Annotated in this window: 16 protein-coding genes; 7 read left to right on the top strand and 9 right to left on the bottom strand. The window is 71.7% G+C overall.

The window, feature by feature from the left end; all coding sequences use genetic code 11:
- Positions 1 to 69: 69 nt before the first annotated feature.
- The 4 genes from DEH69_RS11280 to DEH69_RS11265 form a co-directional block, all read right to left on the bottom strand.
- Positions 70 to 318, bottom strand: coding sequence for an acyl carrier protein (locus tag DEH69_RS11280; RefSeq protein WP_113686803.1), 249 nt, complete (start codon positions 316 to 318; stop codon positions 70 to 72).
- 58 nt (positions 319 to 376) lie between these two features.
- A complete protein-coding gene (locus DEH69_RS11275) occupies positions 377 to 1,375 on the bottom strand; it encodes a ketoacyl-ACP synthase III (RefSeq protein ID WP_113686802.1) in 999 nt (332 codons plus the stop codon).
- Positions 1,376 to 1,380: 5 nt separating this feature from the next.
- Complete coding sequence (locus DEH69_RS11270) at positions 1,381 to 2,376, bottom strand: ACP S-malonyltransferase (RefSeq protein ID WP_113686801.1); 996 nt, start codon at positions 2,374 to 2,376, stop codon at positions 1,381 to 1,383.
- 88 nt (positions 2,377 to 2,464) lie between these two features.
- Positions 2,465 to 3,658 (bottom strand): CdaR family transcriptional regulator, encoded by a 1,194-nt coding sequence (locus DEH69_RS11265; RefSeq protein WP_113686800.1) that lies wholly within the window; start codon positions 3,656 to 3,658, stop codon positions 2,465 to 2,467.
- A 93-nt stretch (positions 3,659 to 3,751) separates the two neighbouring features.
- Here DEH69_RS11265 and DEH69_RS11260 point away from each other — a divergent pair, with 93 nt between their 5' ends.
- Positions 3,752 to 4,420: a pirin family protein gene (locus tag DEH69_RS11260; protein ID WP_113686799.1), complete on the top strand. Its 669-nt coding sequence runs from the start codon at positions 3,752 to 3,754 to the stop codon at positions 4,418 to 4,420.
- Positions 4,421 to 4,629: 209 nt separating this feature from the next.
- Here the strand turns inward: DEH69_RS11260 and DEH69_RS11255 are convergent, their stop codons facing one another.
- Complete coding sequence (locus DEH69_RS11255) at positions 4,630 to 5,454, bottom strand: serine hydrolase (RefSeq protein ID WP_113686798.1); 825 nt, start codon at positions 5,452 to 5,454, stop codon at positions 4,630 to 4,632.
- Positions 5,455 to 5,550: 96 nt separating this feature from the next.
- Here DEH69_RS11255 and DEH69_RS11250 point away from each other — a divergent pair, with 96 nt between their 5' ends.
- Together DEH69_RS11250 and DEH69_RS11245 are read left to right on the top strand one after the other, a co-directional pair.
- Entirely contained in the window at positions 5,551 to 5,991 is a 441-nt protein-coding gene (locus DEH69_RS11250) for a MerR family transcriptional regulator (RefSeq protein ID WP_113686797.1), read from the top strand.
- A 4-nt stretch (positions 5,992 to 5,995) separates the two neighbouring features.
- Positions 5,996 to 7,018: an aldo/keto reductase gene (locus DEH69_RS11245; RefSeq protein ID WP_113686796.1), complete on the top strand. Its 1,023-nt coding sequence runs from the start codon at positions 5,996 to 5,998 to the stop codon at positions 7,016 to 7,018.
- 586 nt (positions 7,019 to 7,604) lie between these two features.
- On the opposite strand, the gene DEH69_RS11240 is transcribed toward DEH69_RS11245, so the two are convergent.
- The 3 genes from DEH69_RS11240 to aceE form a co-directional block, all read right to left on the bottom strand.
- The gene (locus DEH69_RS11240; protein ID WP_113686795.1) at positions 7,605 to 8,471 is read right to left on the bottom strand and encodes a DUF4429 domain-containing protein; all 867 of its coding nucleotides are present in this window, start codon (positions 8,469 to 8,471) and stop codon (positions 7,605 to 7,607) included.
- 60 nt (positions 8,472 to 8,531) lie between these two features.
- Positions 8,532 to 9,671, bottom strand: coding sequence for an alpha/beta hydrolase family protein (locus tag DEH69_RS11235; RefSeq protein ID WP_258534592.1), 1,140 nt, complete (start codon positions 9,669 to 9,671; stop codon positions 8,532 to 8,534).
- Positions 9,672 to 9,904: 233 nt separating this feature from the next.
- Positions 9,905 to 12,637: a pyruvate dehydrogenase (acetyl-transferring), homodimeric type gene (gene aceE / locus DEH69_RS11230; protein WP_113686793.1), complete on the bottom strand. Its 2,733-nt coding sequence runs from the start codon at positions 12,635 to 12,637 to the stop codon at positions 9,905 to 9,907.
- Between the two features lie 387 nt (positions 12,638 to 13,024).
- Between aceE and DEH69_RS11225 the strand changes: the two genes are divergently transcribed.
- The 4 genes from DEH69_RS11225 (at position 13,025) to DEH69_RS11210 (ending at position 16,185) form a co-directional block, all read left to right on the top strand.
- Positions 13,025 to 13,459 (top strand): DUF3052 domain-containing protein, encoded by a 435-nt coding sequence (locus DEH69_RS11225; protein WP_113686792.1) that lies wholly within the window; start codon positions 13,025 to 13,027, stop codon positions 13,457 to 13,459.
- Positions 13,460 to 13,584: 125 nt separating this feature from the next.
- Positions 13,585 to 14,043 carry a peroxiredoxin gene (locus tag DEH69_RS11220; protein ID WP_113686791.1) on the top strand — a complete coding sequence of 153 codons (459 nt, stop codon included), beginning with the start codon at positions 13,585 to 13,587 and terminating at the stop codon, positions 14,041 to 14,043.
- 136 nt (positions 14,044 to 14,179) lie between these two features.
- The gene (locus DEH69_RS11215) at positions 14,180 to 15,325 is read left to right on the top strand and encodes a DUF475 domain-containing protein (protein WP_113686790.1); all 1,146 of its coding nucleotides are present in this window, start codon (positions 14,180 to 14,182) and stop codon (positions 15,323 to 15,325) included.
- A 101-nt stretch (positions 15,326 to 15,426) separates the two neighbouring features.
- Positions 15,427 to 16,185, top strand: a complete 759-nt coding sequence (locus tag DEH69_RS11210; protein WP_113686789.1) for a Tellurium resistance — start codon at positions 15,427 to 15,429, stop codon at positions 16,183 to 16,185.
- A 138-nt stretch (positions 16,186 to 16,323) separates the two neighbouring features.
- Here DEH69_RS11210 and DEH69_RS11205 read toward each other — a convergent pair whose 3' ends face one another.
- On the bottom strand, positions 16,324 to 17,055 hold the full coding sequence (locus tag DEH69_RS11205) for a TerD family protein (RefSeq protein WP_113686788.1): 732 nt from the start codon (positions 17,053 to 17,055) through the stop codon (positions 16,324 to 16,326).
- Between the last annotated feature and the right edge of the window lie 74 nt (positions 17,056 to 17,129).

The following is a 17,129-nucleotide window of genomic DNA, read 5'->3' as shown; positions in this document are numbered from 1 at the left end:
TGTCGGGGACGGTGCGGGGCCACCGTGTGCGGGTGGCGACACGCGCGTTCTTTCTTGGGGGTGAGCCGGTCAGCTCTGGTGCGACTCGATGTACCCGACCGCGTCGCCGACGGTCTTCAGACCCTTGACGTCGTCGTCCGGGATCTTGACACCGAAGCGCTCCTCGGCGGCGACGACGACCTCGACCATGGACAGCGAGTCCACGTCCAGGTCGTCGGTGAACGACTTCTCCTCGGTCACCTCGTCCTGCGGGATGCCGGCGATCTCGTTCACGATGTCGGCGAGACCAGCGATGATCTCTTTCCTGGTGGCAGCCATTGCGGCGCTCCTTCGTGTGCTGCGGTGGGGTACCGCGGGGGTGCTGATCGGATCTTGCTCAGGGCAGGGTAACGACCGTGGCGGCGTAGACCAGACCCGCCCCGAAGCCGATGACGAGCGCGGTGTCGCCGCTCCTCGCCTGGCCGGTCGCCAGCATCCGCTCCATAGCGAGCGGGATGGAGGCGGCCGACGTGTTACCCGTGGTCTCTATGTCGCGGGCGACCGCGACGCTTTCGGGGAGCCCCAGTGTCTTCACCATCGAGTCGATGATCCGCATGTTTGCCTGGTGCGGGATGAAGACGTCGAGCTGTTCGGGGGCGATCCCGGCGGCGTCCATCGCCTCCTTGGCCACCTTGGCCATCTCGTACACGGCCCAGCGGAAGACCGTCTGGCCCTCCTGGCGCAGCGCCGGGAACTTGTCCCCCGGGCTGTACTCGTTCCATGGGACGGTCTGGCTGATCACACCCGCCTTGTCGCCCTCCGAGCCCCAGACCGTCGGGCCTATCGCGGGCTTCGGGGACGGGCCGAGCACGACCGCGCCCGCGCCGTCGCCGAACAGGAAGGCCGTGGAACGGTCCTCGTGGTCGGTCAGGTCGGAGAGCCGCTCGACGCCGATGACCAGCACATGGCGGGCGCTGCCCGCCACGATGAGCCCGGTGCCGATGGTCACGCCGTACCCGAACCCGGCGCAGGCGGCGGAGATGTCGAACGCGGCGGGCTTGCCCGCGCCGAGGCGGTGCGCGATCACGGTGGCGATCCCCGGCGTCTGCGCGAAGTGCGAGACGGTGGAGACGATCACGGCGTCCACCTGCTCGGTGCCGATTCCCGCGTCCGCGATGGCCTTCCCCGCCGCGGCCACCGACATCTCGGCGACCGTCTCCTCGTCGCCCGCCCAGTGCCGGGTCACGATGCCCGAGCGGGAGCGGATCCACTCGTCGGACGAGTCGATGCGCTCCAGGATCTCCTCGTTGGTCACGACCCGGGAGGGGCGGTAGCCGCCGACGCCCATGATGCGGGCGTATGGGCTGCCGGGGCGGGCGTTGATCGCGGCGGGCATGGTCCTCAGTGCTCCTGTTCGGCGGCCGGCGCCGCATCGGCGGACTCGGCGGCGTGCGTGGTGAACAGCTCGCGGGCCGCGGCGAGGTGCTCGGGGCCCTTGACGGCCACCCGGTCGACGCCGGGGAGGTTGCGCTTGGCCAGGGCCGTGAGTGTGCCCGCGGGGCACAGCTCGACGAACGCGGTGACACCCAGCCGCCGGAACGTCTCCGTGCACAGGTCCCAGCGGACCGGGCTCGACACCTGGGTCACCAGGCGACGCACCACTTCCCGCCCCTCGGTCACCACGGAGCCGTCGGCGTTGGATACGTAGCGTATGCCCGGATCCCCGGGCTCGATACCGGATGTGGCGCGTTCCATGGCGGCCACGGCGGGCGCCATGTGCGCGGTGTGGAAGGCGCCCGCGACCTTCAGCGGGACGACCCTGGCCTTCTCAGGGCGGTTCGCGGAGAGTTCGGCCAGCCGCTCCAGGGTCCCCGCGGCGACGATCTGGCCGCCGCCGTTGTCGTTGGCCGCGACGAGCTCGAGCTCGGCGAGGCGGGCCGCGACCTCGTCGGGGTCGCCGCCAAGCACCGCGGACATGCCGGTCTCCGCGGCCGCGGCGGCCTCGGCCATGGCGGTGGCGCGGCTGCGCACGAGCGTCATCGCCGTGTCCTCGGTGATCACCCCGGCGATCGCGGCGGCGGCCAACTCGCCCACGCTGTGCCCCGCGACGGCGCCGACCGCGCCCCGCGCCGCCTTGCCCTCGCCGCCCCCGTTGTCGCCCTCTTTGCCGTCGAACAGCGCGGCGGCGGAGAGCAGCGCGGCGGCCACCAGCAGCGGCTGGGCCACGGCGGTGTCGCGGATCTCCTCCGCGTCCGCCTTGGTCCCCAGGTGGACCAGGTCGGCGCCCACGAGGTCCGACCACCCCTCGAGGCGGTCGGCGACACCGGGGAGGTCGAGCCAGGGATTCAGGAAGCCGGGAGCCTGGGAGCCCTGGCCGGGAGCGACGAGTACGAGCACTCTCTCACTCTCTCCCGGCACGCCCCGTCACCGCCCGTGGGGGCGAGAACGAAGAACACGGGAGGGATTTGTAGCCCTTGAACAAAAGCTAGGGGGTTGTCTCTTCGTCGGCCAGCCGCCCGAGCATCAGGGCGATGCGCAGGGTGAAGGCCGATCGGACATCGGACGGCGGCCATCCGGTGACATCAGTCACACGACGGAGGCGGTAGCGAACGGTGTTGGGATGCACAAAGAGCATTCTGGCGGCACCCTCCAGACTGCTCGCCTGCTCCAGATAGACACTCAGCGTTTCCAGCAGGGCCGAACCCGCCTCCTGGAGCGGTCTGTAGATCTCCTCCACCAGCAGGGTGCGCGCCGCGGGGTCGCCCGCCATGGCGCGCTCCGGCAGCAGGTCGTCCGCGAGAACGGGACGGGGCGCGTCGGGCCAGGCGGCGCACGCCCGGAGCCCGGCCGCGGCGGCCTGCGCCGACCGCGTGGCGCCCAGCAGGTCCCCGACCAGCGGCCCCGCCACCACGGGGCCCGAGGCGAAGGGGCCGATGAGCGCCTTCGCCGCCTGCACCGGGTCGTCGCTGCCGCCCGCGATCACCACAAGTCGCTTGCCCAGCACGCCCGTCAGCACCTGGAGCTTGGCGTAGCGCGCGGCGCGGCGGATCGCCTCGACCGTCAACTCGCTGTCGCCGCTTGGCGCGTTCCCGAGGACGACCGTGACCTGCTCGGGCGCCTTCCAGCCGAGCGCCGCGGCGCGCGAGACGTCGCTCTCGTCGGCCTCGCCCGAGACCACGGCGTTGACCACAAGCGACTCGAGGCGCGCGTCCCACGCGCCGCGCGCCTCCGCGGCCTGGGCGTAGACCTGCGCGGTCGCGAACGCGATCTCGCGCGCGTAGATCAGCAGGGCGTTGCGCAGCGCGGCCTCGCCGCCCGGCACGGCCAGCTCGTCGACCGCGGACTCGACGACCTCGATCGTGGTGCGCACCATCTCCACGGTCTGCCGCAGCGTGATGGCCCGCGTCAGCTCGCGCGGCGCGGTGCCGAAGACGTCGGTGCTGATGGCCTGCGGGGTGTCGGGGTGCCGGAACCACTCGGTGAACGCCGCGATGCCCGCCTGCGCCACCAGGCCGATCCAGGAGCGGTTCTCCGGTGGCATGGCGCGGTACCACGGCAACTGCTCGTCCATCCGCATGATGGCGGCGGCGGCGAGCTTCCCCGAGGACTGCTCGAGGCGGCGCACGGTGGCGGCGTGCGCCAGCTTCTCGTTCGCATCGGGTGTGGGTTCATCGGACACGAGGACCAGCCTGCCTCATTTCGCCCCGGGCCATACCACGCGGGGTCCGGGTAGGGGCCCCTCACTCCGGGGCGCGGCGGCTACCGTGGGCGCATGCTTCGCGTGGTGCGTGCGGAAGACCGCTACCGGGGCGGCGACCTCGCCGCCGGGATCGACACCAGGCACGCGTTCTCCTTCGGTCGCTTCTACGATCCGGGCAACGTCCGCTTCGGCCCGTTGACCGCCTGCAACGAGGAACGGCTCGCGCCCGGCTCGGGGTTTCCCGCGCACCGGCACCGGGACCTGGAGATCGTCAGCTGGGTCGTCGAGGGCGAGCTGACCCACGAGGACGCCTCGGGCGCCGCCACGGTCCTCGGCCCGGGCGACGTGCAGCGGCTGAGCGCGGGCGACGGCACGGTCCACGCCGAGCACAACGCCGGTGGGGCGCCGCTGTGTTTCGTGCAGATGTGGCTGGTTCCCGCCACGCCGGGCGGCGCGCCCGAGTACGAGGTGGTGCGCGGGATCGCGGACGGCACCCCGTACGCCCTGCCGCGCACCGACGCGGTGCTGCACGTGCGGCGGCTCACCGGGGGCGAGCGCACCGCGCTCCCCGCGGCGCCGCTCGCGTATGTGCACGTGGTGCGCGGAACGGTGTCGCTGGACGGCGGCCGCGCGGCACTGCGTCCCGGCGACTCCGCGCGGCTGACGGGCGCGGGCGAGCTCGCGGTCACGGCGGGCGGCGGCCCGGCCGAGCTGCTGGTGTGGGAGTTGGCGGCGACCTGAGGCGCCTCGCCGCGGCGGCGCGCGGCCCGTTGGCCAGCTGGGCCCGCGCGACCGGCCGATCGGCCCATGACCCTCTGCCTTCGGCGGAACGGCACCCCGAACGCCCCCGCGCGGCGCGGGCATTCCCCATGAGCGGCGGATTCAGCGGCGAGGCGGCCGCGGCATCCGGCCTGCGGCGCGTGCGACGTCGGGGCGCGCGGCCCTCCCCCTCACCGCGTTGCTGGGCCGCTCAGCTCCGCGAGCACCGCGTCCGTGAACGGCGGCCACGCCTCCGCGGCCCAGCCGCCGAAGGCGCGGTCGGTCAGTGCCACGCACGCGGTGGCGGCGTCGGGGTCCACCCAGAGAAACGTTCCGGTCTGCCCGAAGTGCCCGAAGGTGCGCGGCGACGATGTCGCGCCCGTCCAGTGCGGCGACTTGTGGCCGCGGATCGAGAAGCCGAGGCCCCAGTCGTTGGGCCGCTGGTGGCCGAACCCCGGCAGCACGCCGCTGAGCCCGGGGAAGACCACCGACGTCGCCTCGTCGAGCGTCCCGCGCGCCAGCAGGCGCGGGGCCAGCAGCTCGGCGGCGAACGCGGCCAGGTCGTCGGCCGTCGAGACGCCGTCCTTCGCGGCCGAGCCGTTCAGCTCGGTGCGCTCCATGCCGAGCGGCACCAGCACCGCGAGCCGCAGATACTCCGCGAACGGCATCCCCGTGGCCTTGGCGATGTGGTCGGCCAGGGCGTCGAAGCCCGCGTTCGAGTACAGCCGCCGGTCGCCGGGCGCGGCCATCACCCGCGGCTCGTCGAACGCCAGCCCCGACGCATGGGCCAGCAGGTGCCGCACCGTCGAACCGGGTGGCCCCGCGGGCTCGTCCAGCTCCGTCGCCCCCTCCTCGACGGCGATCAGCACGGCGTAGGCGGCCAGCGGCTTGGTCACCGAGGCGAGCTCGAAGGCGTGGTCGGCCGGTCCGTGGGAGAAACGGCGGCCGTCCGCCGTCACCACGGTCGCCGCGGCGGTGGGCACGGGCCAGCTGTCGATCAGCTCCAGGGCGCGCATGCCCCCGAGCGTAGCGCGTGGGCCGCGCGCCCCGTGGCGAGATTCCCCCGGGCCCGGGGTTGCCTGGAGCGCACTCCAGCGTTTTAGCGTGCGGGTATGACCGTGACACAGCAGACCCCCGTGGTTCTCGAGGAGTCCGCCGACCTGTGCGTGTCCGTCGAACGCCCGCACCCGCGGCCTGACGGGCACGACCGCTACACCATCAGCGAGGTGGCCGCGCACACCGGGCTGAGTGTCCACACCCTGCGCTGGTATGAACGTATCGGGCTCATGTCGCACGTCAACCGCTCGCACACCGGGCAACGGCGTTACGACAACGCCGACCTGGACTGGCTCGCGTTCGTCAACAAGCTGCGCCTCACCGGCATGGCCGTGGCCGACATGGTCACCTACGCCGACCTCGTGCGGCAGGGCGACCACACCTACCCCGAGCGCCGCGCGCTGCTCGTGGCGACCAGGGAGAACGTGCTGCGCCGGATCGCCGAGCTGCGATCGACGCTGAGCGTCCTGGACTTCAAGATCGACATCTACAGCTGAGGGGATGAGCACGGTGGTGGAACGCATCGCCGCGGCGGTGCTGGGCGCCGGTGGCCCGGCGGTCGGCGTGCAGGGTCTTGGCTGCATGGGCATGAGCCACGCCTACGGGCCCACGGACGGGGACGAGGCGCGCGCGACGCTGGAACGCGCCCTCGAACTCGGGATCACGCTGTTCGACACGGCGGACATGTACGGCAGCGGCGAGAACGAGCGCTTCCTCGCGCCGTTCTTCGCCGCGCACCGCGACGAGGTGGTGATCGCGACCAAGTTCGCCATCTCGCTCGACCCGGGTGACCCGACGAAGCGGGCGATCCGCAACGACCGCCCGTATCTGCGCGCGTGCGTGGAGGCGAGCCTGCGGCGCCTTGGCGTCGAGGCGATCGACCTGTACTACATGCACCGGCGCGACCCGGCCGTGCCGATCGAGGAGACGGTCGGCGCGATGGCCGAGCTGGTCGCCGAGGGCAAGGTGCGCCACCTCGGGCTGAGCGAGGTCACGGGCGCGGAGCTGCGGGCGGCGCACGCGGTGCACCCGATCGCGGCGCTCCAGTCGGAGTGGTCGTTGTTCTCGCGCGACGTGGAGCGCTCCGCGGTGCCCGCGGCGCGCGACCTCGGCGTGGCCATGGTGCCGTACTCGCCGCTGGGGCGCGGCTTCCTGACCGGCGCGTTCAAGGACGCGAGCGGCGAGCTCGCCGCCGACGACTTCCGCCGCCACCAGCCGCGTTTCAACGGCGCCAACGCGGAGGCCAACGCCGCGCTCCTCGCGCCGATCCGCGGCGTGGCCGAGGCACACGGGGCGACCCTGGGCCAGATCGCCCTGGCCTGGGTCCAGCAGCAGGCGCTCACGCGGGACATGACGGTCATCCCGATCCCGGGCACCCGCCGCCGCACGCGCCTGGAGGAGAACGCCGCGGCGACCCGCATCACCCTGACCGCGAGTGATCTGGCGACCCTGGACGAGATCGCCCCCAGGGTCGCGGGTGACCGCTACCCGGACATGTCGTTCACGGCGGCGAGTCGGGAGTAGACCTCCGGTCGGGAAGCGACGCCGCGCCGCGGGCTGTTCCGGCCACGGTGCGGCACGCGGCGCGCGGCCCCGTCTCTCGTTGGCGGCCGTTCTCCCGGTGGTCGGTTGCCGTGGCGCGCGCCCTTCGGGCCTGCCCCGACCGCCGCTCTCGTCGTTCACCGCGCGCACGCTGAGCTGACGGAGCCGGCCGGTCCGGGGCGGGGGCGCGCGTCGTTCAGCGGGCCCGCTGCTGCTTATGCCCCGCTTACGCGGGGACGGATTTCTGAAACGGGGCACGTTCTGTTCCACACACAGTGTGCGCAGACGGCCCGCTCCATCAGCTCATCGTGCCTGCGCCCCGCGCTTCGGCGTCCGGGCGGCGCAGGCCATGGAGTGCACGGGGCACAGCGGACGTTCGCCGGATCCCGCCTCCGGGGTGCGACTGCGCCGCGAGCGGACCCGCCAGCGCGAAGGTGCTGCCGGGCGGGCCGCGGCGGCCGACCACCCGCCGCGCGGGCAAGCTGCCAGTGCCAGGTGCGGGGTTGCGCTGCCGCGCGGGCCGCGGGCCACGTGCCGCAGGCCATCACGCTACGCGTGTTGCCCGCGCTCACAGCTCCGCGAGCAGCTCCGACTTCTTCGACGTGAACTCCTCGTCCGTCAGCAGCCCCGCGTCGTGCAGCTCGCCGAGGTGGCGGATGCGGTTGGCGATGTCCGCGGGGTTCGCCCGGTGGCCGATGCGGGAGCCGGTCGCGGGCTCCGCCGCGCGCACCGCCTCGAGCACCGCGGCCGCCAGCGGCAGCGACTCGTGCACCAGGCCGTACCCGAGCCCGAACACCACCGACGCCGGATCCTGGTCCGCGGGACCCTCGTGCTCCTCGGGGTTGCCGTCGGGGCCACGGCGCCGCAGGCGCAGATGGCCGCCCGATATCTCGGGCGAGCGCCACTCCACGCCCGCCAGCTCGCTCACAGGAAAGGACTGGTCGCCCGCCTTCCACTTGGCGGATGAGGCGCCCGTCCAGAACCAGCGGAACGTCACCACCTTGCCGTCGAACGACACCTTCCCGTCGAACGCCTTGAACTGGAGCGGCGCCGTCGGGGCCGCCACCAGGTACTCGTCGGCCTCCCGGTCGGCCTGCGGGCCGAGCGCCATGCGCAGCTCGGTGGCGTAGTAGTCGGCGAGCGTCTCGCGCTCGGCGGGCAGGACGAGTCGGTACGGGTCGGCCGCCTGGCGCAGCTGGCCAGCGGCGGCGTCGAGCAGGGGGTCGGCGCCAGGGCGCGGCACGGCGTGCAGCACGACGGTGCCCTTGCGCGTCCCCGGGACGAGGTCGATCGAGCTCAACGCCTCGTACGGAATACGGCGCTCCCCCAGGATCTGGAAAAGCTTCGGCGTGCGTATCCCCCGTTCGAAGCGGATGAGCACGGAGTCGGTGTCGAACTCCCACCTGGAGTGGATTCCGGCCAGCACATCACCCATGCGGGTCATCGTAAGCGCCGGGACTGACGAAAGGGCTTCCTACGGATGGGTGTGTTCCTGTCATCTCATCCCCTCGCCGTCCCGTTCCGCCTGGCACGAGGGGACCTCGGGGGCGCAGGTGACGGCGCCGACCGCGCCCGCGCCGATCCTCGCCAGGTTCCCCAGGCTCACGGTCCCGGGCTCGAAGTAGCCGCTGTGCCCACGGGCGTTGCCGGTCGCCAGCAGCCGGGCGCCGAATGACGGGCTCGCCGGGTCGCTGCCGTGCCCCAGCGGGCCGATGGCCAGGTGCGGGACGCGTTCGATCCAGTCGTCGGGGGCGCGCATGGCCCATACGCGCGCCCGCGTGCCGAGCGCCGCCGCGCTCCCCGCCCGCATGCCGGGGCTGCCCGCCACGGCGATGTCGCTGACGCGCCGCGGGAGTTCATCGGCGGCGAGGCCGCACACCACCGAGCCGTAGGAGTGGCAGAAAAGCGCCACGGGCGCGCGCCCGGGGAGCGCGTCCACGGTGGCCACGAGCCGTTCGGCGCCCTCGGTCGCCAGCTCGGTCGTGGCGGCGGACATGGAGTGCGCCGATGGGGTGTCGTAGTCGGCCCAGGCGATCACGGCCGTCCGCACGCCGGGCGCGAGTTCGCGTTCGCGCGCGTGCAGCGCCTGGGCCATGCCCGAGGGCGCGTGGTACTTCTGCCGGGTCCGCTCGAACGTCAGCAGCTGGGTGTCCGCGCCCGGCACCACCACCGAGATCCGCTCCGCCGTCTCGAGGTCGCCCAGGACCTCGGCGGCCCGCCCGCGCCCCGTCGGGTCGAACGACAGGAACTGCCGTCCCTCGTCCAGCATCGAGGTGAAACGATTCGCGCGCCGCCCGGCCGTCCGCTGCCCCGTGGGGGAGAGGCGCTCGTCGAACGCGCGGCGGCGCTCGCTGTCCCGCGCCCTGGCGAGCGACGTGCGGTTGGCCTCGTAGCGCAGGGGCAGCGGGGCGCCGGGCAGGTTGCCGACAACCAGGGGGTAGCGGTGGGCGAGGCGCTGGCGCTGCCGCTCGGTGAGCCCGTCGAAGAACGCCGCGATCCGCGCGGGCGGCGCGTCCTTGGCGTCGGGCAGCGGCTCGCCCGCGATCGACCCCCGGCCCCAGGCGCCGAGTTGGAGCTCGTACGCGTCGGGGTCGGCCTCCGCGCCCCGCGCGATCCAGCCCGCGGTCGCCAGCACGACGAGTACCACCACAAGCGGCAACGGGACGCGACGGGCGGCGGACGGGGCGATACGGACTTTCAACACTGTTGCGGCATCTTAGGAGGTCGCGCGCGCAAGCCGACAAGCGGGTCCTGGACGCGCGCCCCCGAGCGCCCGCCCGCACCCGCCCGCGCACGGCGAACGGCCCGCGCCCCCCGGTCAACGGGGAAGCGCGGGCCGCGGGATGGCGCCCCCGGGCGGGGGGCGCGTTACGCGTCGCCGCCCGCGGGGCCCGGGTCGGCCGCCGCCACGTCGAGCAGCTGGTAGCGGTCGATCGCCTGCTTGAGCACCGAGCGGTCGATCTTGCCGTCCCTGGCCAGCTCGGTCAGCACGGCCAGCACGATCGACGGCGCGTCGATGTGGAAGAAGCGCCGCGCCGCGCCGCGGGTGTCGGCGAAGCCGAACCCGTCGCCGCCGAGCGACTGGTACGTGCCGGGCACCCAGCGCGCGATCTGGTCGGGCACCGAACGCATCCAGTCGGAAACGGCCACGAACGGTCCCTGGGCGCCGGTGAGCGCACGCGTCACATACGGGACGCGCTGCTCCTCCTCCGGGTGCAGGAGGTTGTGCCGCTCGACGTCCACGGCCTCGCGCCGCAGCTCGTTCCACGACGTGGCGGACCAGACGTCGGCCCTGACGTTCCAGTCCTCGGCCAGGATCCGCTGCGCCTCGACGGCCCACGGCACGGCCACGCCCGAGGCGAGGATCTGCGCGGGAACGCTGCCAGCCGTCCCCTCCTGGTACCGGTAGAGGCCCTTGACGATGCCGTCGATGTCCACGCCGTCGGGCTCGGCGGGCTGCGTGATCGGCTCGTTGTAGACGGTGAGGTAGTAGAAGACATCCTCGGCGTTCTCGCCGTACATCCGGCGCAGGCCGTCCCTGACGATGTGCGCGATCTCGAAGCCGAACGCCGGGTCGTAGGCGACACAGGCGGGGTTGGTCGAGGCCAGCAGCTGGGAGTGCCCGTCGGCGTGCTGCGTGCCCTCACCGGTCAGGGTCGTGCGCCCCGCGGTCGCGCCCAGGACAAAGCCACGGGCGAGCTGGTCGCCCATCTGCCAGAACTGGTCACCGGTCCGCTGGAAACCGAACATCGAGTAGAAGACATACACCGGGATCAGCGGCTCGCCGTGCGTCGCGTACGCCGAGCCCGCCGCGATCAGCGAGGCCGTGCAGCCCGCCTCGGTGATGCCGTCGTGCAGCATCTGGCCCGAGGGCGACTCCTTGTACGACAGCAGCAGCTCGCGGTCCACCGACTCGTAGGTCTGCCCCAGGGGGTTGTAGATCTTCGCCGACGGGAAGAGCGAGTCCATGCCGAACGTGCGGTACTCGTCGGGCGCGATCGGCACGAACCGCTTGCCGATCTCCTTGTCCCGCATGAGGTCCTTCAGCAGCCGCACAAACGCCATCGTGGTGGCGACCTGCTGCTGCCCCGAGCCCTTGCGCACCGCCGCGTACGCCTTGTCGCCCGGCAGCACCAGCGGCTTGGAGCGGTCGACGCGCGTGGGCACGTAGCCGCCGAGCTCGCGCCTGCGGTCGTGCATGTACTGGATCTCCTCGGAGTCCCGCCCCGGGTGGTAGTACGGCGGCAGGCCCGATTCCAGCTCGCTGTCGGGGATCGGCAGGTGCAGCCGGTCGCGGAAGCCCTTGAGGTCGGCCACGGTGAGCTTCTTCATCTGGTGGGTCGCGTTGCGGCCCTCGAAGCTCGGGCCCAGCATCCAGCCCTTGATCGTCTGCGCCAGGACCACCGTCGGCTGGCCCTGGTGCTCGACGGCCGCCTTGTACGCCGCGTACACCTTGCGGTGGTCGTGGCCGCCGCGGCCCAGGTGCAGGATCTGCTCGTCCGACATCGACTCGACCATGGAACGCAGCCGCTGGTCGCCGCCGAAGAAGTGGTCGCGGATGTACGCGCCCGTCTCGGTGGCATACGTCTGGAACTGGCCGTCGGGCGTGGTGTTGAGCTTGTTGACCAGCACGCCGTCGCGGTCCTGCGCGAGCAGCGGGTCCCAGGTGCGGTCCCAGATCAGCTTGATGACGTTCCATCCGGCGCCGCGGAAGACCGACTCCAGCTCCTGGATGATCTTGCCGTTGCCGCGCACCGGGCCGTCGAGCCGCTGGAGGTTGCAGTTGACGACGAACGTGAGGTTGTCCAGGCCCTCGCGCGCGGCGAGGGACAGCTGGCCAAGCGACTCGGGCTCGTCCATCTCGCCGTCGCCGAGGAAGGCCCACACGTGCGACTTCGAGGTGTCGGCGATGCCCCGCGCGTGCATGTAGCGGTTCATCCGGGCCTGGTAGATGGCGCTGATGGGGCCGAGCCCCATCGAGACGGTCGGGAACTCCCAGAAGCTCGGCATCATCCGCGGGTGCGGATAGCTGGAGAGGCCGTACGGCTCCTTCGAGCGCTCCTGGCGGAACGCGTCGAGGTGCTCCTCGGAGAACCGGTCGAGCAGGAAGGCGCGGGCGTAGATCCCCGGGGAGGCGTGCCCCTGGAAGTACACCTGGTCGCCGCCGTCGCCGCCGTCCTTGCCGCGGAAGAAGTGGTTGAAGCCGACGTCGTAGAGCGACGCCGACGAGCCGAAGGTGGCGATGTGCCCGCCCACCCCGATGCCGGGGCGCTGGGCGCGGGAGACCATGACCGCCGCGTTCCAGCGGGTCGCGTTGAGGATCCTGCGCTCGATCTCCTCGTCGCCGGGGAAGAACGGCTCGTCCTTGGTCGCGATGGTGTTGACGTAGTCCGTGCTGCGCATCTCGGGCACGGCCACCCGCTTCTCTCGGGCGCGCTCGATCAGGCGGAGCATGAGATAGCGGGCCCGTTCCCGGCCTCGCTCGTCGACGGCGGCGTCGAGCGAGTCAAGCCACTCCTGGGTCTCCTCAGGATCGAAATCCGGGACCTGGCTGGGAAGGCCGCCAATGATGATCGGGTTGCGATCTGATCCGGAAGCCACGCTGTTCCTTCACTGTGAGTTGTCTGCTCTGCTTGTGTCGCGCCGCCTCCATCGTCTACCGCTGACGGCGAAACGTCATCTCTACTGTGCGGTAATCATCGCCGCCCCCTCCCCGGCGGCTCCGGCGGGGTCTCCTCACGTCCTGGTCATGTCCTGGCCGACCTGCCAGCCTACGCCCACGGCTGACGCCCGACGAACACCCGTTCGCCCGAGCGGGGGGCCCACCACGCGTTTCGCCGTGGGCCAAGACGTCAACGTTTGGGCGGGCTCGGCGGTCGGGTACTTGCGCGATCCGCCCCGCCCGTGTGGACTACGGGCCAAGCCCCGCGCACGCGCGGGTCTCTTCGTACCTACCGAATGCTTTCCGACACAGGACAGGAGCAATCCGTGAGCGCGACCGCGGACCACGCGGAGGAGCGGACCAATCCCGCCGCTCGGCTGGGTTTCCAGCCCGGACAGGTGGTCCAGGAGCTCGGCTACGACGACGACGCCGAGCAGGAACTCCGCGAGGGCATCGAGGCCATCACGGGCCAGGATCTCGTCGACGAGGGCTACGACGACGTGGCCGACGCGGTGGTGCTGTGGTTCCGCGAGGACGACGGCGACCTCACCGACGCGCTGGTGGACGCCACCACGATGATCGATCCGGGGGCGCCGGTGTGGCTGCTGACCCCGAAGACCGGGCGCGACGGCTATGTGGAGCCGAGCGAGATCGGTGAGGCGGCGCAGACCGCGGGCCTGGCCCAGACGAGCAGCGTCAGCGCGGGCAAGGACTGGTCAGGCAGTCGCCTGGTGACGCCCAAGGCGGCGGGCAAGAAGTAACGGCCGCCGCGCCGCTGCCGCGTGTGGATGCGCACAGGTCCCTGGGGGCACATCAGCCGCCAGGGGCCTCGTCGTAGGCTGGGCCGCGTCACTTTACCTACGACAGGGAATCGGATGACCCTTCCATGGCGATCGAACCCGGTACCAAGGCCCCAGACTTCCAGCTGAGGGATCAGCACGGTCAGTCCGTCACGCTCGGTGACTTCCGCGGCGGGCGGAGCGTCGTTCTGCTCTTCTACCCCTTCGCCTTCACCGGCGTGTGCACCGGCGAGCTGTGCGCCCTGCGGGACGCGCTGCCGACATTCGTCAACGACGACGTCCAGCTGCTCGCCGTCTCCTGTGACAGCCCGTTCACGCTCCGCGTGTTCGGCGAGCGCGAGGGGCTCGACTACCCCCTGCTCTCCGACTTCTGGCCGCACGGCGAGATCGCGCGAGCTTACGGGGTGTTCGACGAGGAGAAGGGTTGCGCTCTGCGCGGAACGTTCATCATCGACAAGGAAGGCGTGGTCCGCTGGACAGTGGTCAACGGTCTGCCCGACGCGCGAGACCTGAACGATTACGTCACGGCGCTGCGGACGCTGTGACCGGCGTCAGCCGTTCCACCATCATCGATCACGCCGGCGGCACCGCGCCGCACCGGCACCGTGGCAAGGGGACATTCCGAGCCATCTGACTTGTCAGCCCGCACATCCGCCACCCGGCGCGGAGACTGGACTTCTTGTGATTCTCAAAACTTTCGGCTGGTCGTTCGGCGTGACGATCGTGGGTCTGGTGGCCGCCGCCCTCTTCTGGGGCTGGGAAGCCTTCGCGATCGTGCTCATCCTCTCCATCCTGGAGATCTCGCTCTCCTTCGACAACGCGGTGGTCAACGCCGGTGTCCTGAAGAGGATGAACGCCTTCTGGCAGAAGATCTTCCTGACGATCGGCATTCTCATCGCCGTCTTCGGCATGCGGCTGATCTTCCCCGTGGTGATCGTCTCCGTCACGGCCGGGCTCGGCCCGATCGAGGCCGTCGAGCTCGCCCTCGACGACCCCGACCACTACGAGGAGCTGGTCACCGACGCCCACCCGTCGATCGCCGCCTTCGGTGGCATGTTCCTGCTGATGATCTTCCTCAACTTCATCTTCGAGAAGCGGGAGGTCATGTGGCTGCGGTGGATCGAGAAGCCGCTGTCCCACCTGGGCCGGATCAACGGGTTCTCCGTCGGCGTCGCGCTGGCCGCGCTGCTGGTGGCCGCCACCCAGATCGCCACAAGCGCCTACCAGCACGGCGGGCTGCACGCGGACAAGTCGGAAACGGTGCTGCTCTCGGGCGTCGCGGGTGTGCTCGTCTATCTCCTGGTCGGCGGGCTCTCCGACTTCTTCGAGAACCGCCTGGAGGAGGACGAGGAACGCCTGGAGGAGGAAGAGGCCAAGGCCAAGGAGAAGGCCGCGGCCCAGGGCAAGGAGGTCTCCGCGGTCGGGGTCGCGGGGCGCGCGGCGTTCTTCCTGTTCCTCTATCTCGAGGTGCTTGACGCGTCGTTCTCCTTCGACGGCGTGATCGGCGCGTTCGCCATCACCAACGAGATCTTCCTGATGGCGCTCGGCCTGGGCATCGGGGCGATGTATGTGCGATCGCTCACCATCTATCTCGTCCGCCAGGGCACCCTCGACGACTACCGGTACCTGGAGCACGGCGCGCACTACGCGATCGGCGCGCTGGCCCTGCTGCTGCTGATCAGCATCCGCTGGCACCTCAACGAGGTGATCACGGGCCTGCTCGGCGTGTGCCTGATCGGCCTGTCGTTCTGGTCGTCGGTGCGCGCCAACCGGCTCGACGCGGCGGCCGAGTCCGCCGGATCGGAGAAGGAGAGCAGTCGGGTGTGAGCGCCTGACATCCGAGGAAGCCTTCCGGTAGCGGGGTGGTCACCGACCGCCCCGCTTCCGGTGTGACGGTGGCGAGTTGAGGTGAGGGGTGGGCGGCGTCCATGACGTCCCTGTGGTCCTACTGGCGGCAAGGCGGCATGCGGAAGCAGAAGTTCGACACGGTGGGCGGCCTGTCGAGCTACGCCACCGAGCTGACGAAACGGTCCCCGACCGCCCCGTTGACCGCCGAGGGCGCGGACACCGGGACGCTGCGCGTGGACCTGGCCTGGCGGATGCGCCCCAGCACCGACTTCGCCAGGGCGTCGGGCGGCATCGCCCAGGTGCTGCGCAGGCCGATGGACCTCTTCAAGCCCGCCGAGATCCAGGGGCATTCGCAGGGCGTGGCCAGCATCGACCTGGATCTGGCGTGCCTGTACGAGCTCAACGACGGCTCGCGGGGCGTCGTCCAGTCGCTCGGCGGCCTGCTCGGTGACTTCAACGACCCCCCGTACATCCACCTGAGCGGCGACGACCGGTTCGGGGGCACGGCGTCGGGCGAGAGCCTGTATGTGAACCTCGACCACGCCGACGCGTTCAAGCGGCTGCTGGTCTTCGTCTACATCTACAGCGGCGTCCCGGCGTTCGACCGGGCGGACGTGGTGGTGACGCTGGTGTCGGCCGACGGCAAGAACATCGAGGTGGGCCTCGTCGACCCGGTGCCGGGCGCCCGTTCGTGCGCGGTCGCGCTGATCGAGCCCAAGAAGGGGCACCTCGTCGCGCGGCGCGAGGTGAAGTACGTCTACGGCTTCCAGTCGGAGATCGACCGCCTCTACGGCTGGGGCATGTCCTGGGGCCGCGGCACGAAGCCGACGCGGGCATAGCCCTGTCCGGGCGACTCCCTTCGGGGCCGCGCCTCCCGGACTCCCCCGCCCCGGACTTCGTCCGGGACGTGCCCCGAGACCGGGGGAGCACCGTGTCCGACGGCGCGGACCGGTCCTCGAAGCCCGCCCGGGCAGGGCCTAGTCCGGGAGGAACTGCGGGCCCTGCGGGGGCAGGGTGAAGGCCGGGTCGGGCTCGGGATAGCCGTACGCCGTGCCCGTGGGCGGCGTCGGGGTGTGGACGCGCGGCCGAGGCGCGGGCTCGGGCCCGGGGTCGGGCGCGGATTCCGGCTCGGGCGCGGATGCCGGCTCGGGCGTTCCGGCCGCCGCGATGCCATAGGCCGCCGCGAGCGCGACCAGGCCCCCCGCGTAGCCGGGCCCCGACGCGTGGAACTCCCAGCCCCCGCCGTCCGAGCGCCGCAACTCCCCGCACACCACCGCCGTCTCGCCCGGCGCGGGCCGCAGCGGCAGCGCGGCCAACGGGGCGCCCCCCGCCGCGTCGTGCAGCAGGAGCCTGGGCATGCTGCGCTCCGCCACGAACCCTCCCGCGCCGTCGGCGGACGCGGCGAGCACCACGCGCGTCACCGAGGCGTCGAGCCGCCCGAGGTCCGCCTCCACCGTGTCGCGTAGCCCGTGCCGGTCGCGGCGTTTCGACAGGCGCCTGACCAGGCCCGTGGGGTGGCGCGGCTGGTTGTAGAAAACAAAATCCCCTTCGGAACGCACCCTTCCGCCCGCCCCGAGAAGCACCGCGGAAAGATCGAGATCCGGAACTCCGCGCCGCGGATCCGTTCCTGTCGGCAGCCAGTGCAACACGGCGCGTAACCCGGCAACGGGCAGGTGAATTGCCGCCCCCTCCTCCAACCCGTGCGTCATATAAGTAATCCTGCCTGCGGCCATACTGAGGAAACAATGCCGCGTTTACGATTGCCGAGGGATCCGGTCCAGCC

This window comes from Streptomyces sp. PT12, from assembly GCF_003311645.1.
GTDB lineage: Bacteria > Actinomycetota > Actinomycetes > Streptomycetales > Streptomycetaceae > Streptomyces.
The sequence above is the reverse complement of the archived record's forward strand: the minus strand, read 5'-3'. Positions and strand labels throughout refer to the sequence as shown.

Excerpts from the sequence above, each read along its gene's own strand:
- DEH69_RS11280 (WP_113686803.1), bottom strand. The coding sequence starts at position 318 with ATGGCTGCCACCAGGAAAGAGATCATCGCTGGTCTCGCCGACATCGTG.
- DEH69_RS11275 (WP_113686802.1), bottom strand. The coding sequence starts at position 1,375 with ATGCCCGCCGCGATCAACGCCCGCCCCGGCAGCCCATACGCCCGCATC.
- DEH69_RS11260 (WP_113686799.1), top strand. The coding sequence starts at position 3,752 with ATGCTTCGCGTGGTGCGTGCGGAAGACCGCTACCGGGGCGGCGACCTC.
- DEH69_RS11255 (WP_113686798.1), bottom strand. The coding sequence starts at position 5,454 with ATGCGCGCCCTGGAGCTGATCGACAGCTGGCCCGTGCCCACCGCCGCG.
- DEH69_RS11250 (WP_113686797.1), top strand. The coding sequence starts at position 5,551 with ATGACCGTGACACAGCAGACCCCCGTGGTTCTCGAGGAGTCCGCCGAC.
- DEH69_RS11245 (WP_113686796.1), top strand. The coding sequence starts at position 5,996 with ATGAGCACGGTGGTGGAACGCATCGCCGCGGCGGTGCTGGGCGCCGGT.
- DEH69_RS11240 (WP_113686795.1), bottom strand. The coding sequence starts at position 8,471 with ATGGGTGATGTGCTGGCCGGAATCCACTCCAGGTGGGAGTTCGACACC.
- DEH69_RS11220 (WP_113686791.1), top strand. The coding sequence starts at position 13,585 with ATGGCGATCGAACCCGGTACCAAGGCCCCAGACTTCCAGCTGAGGGAT.
- DEH69_RS11210 (WP_113686789.1), top strand. The coding sequence starts at position 15,427 with ATGACGTCCCTGTGGTCCTACTGGCGGCAAGGCGGCATGCGGAAGCAG.
- DEH69_RS11205 (WP_113686788.1), bottom strand. The coding sequence starts at position 17,055 with ATGACGCACGGGTTGGAGGAGGGGGCGGCAATTCACCTGCCCGTTGCC.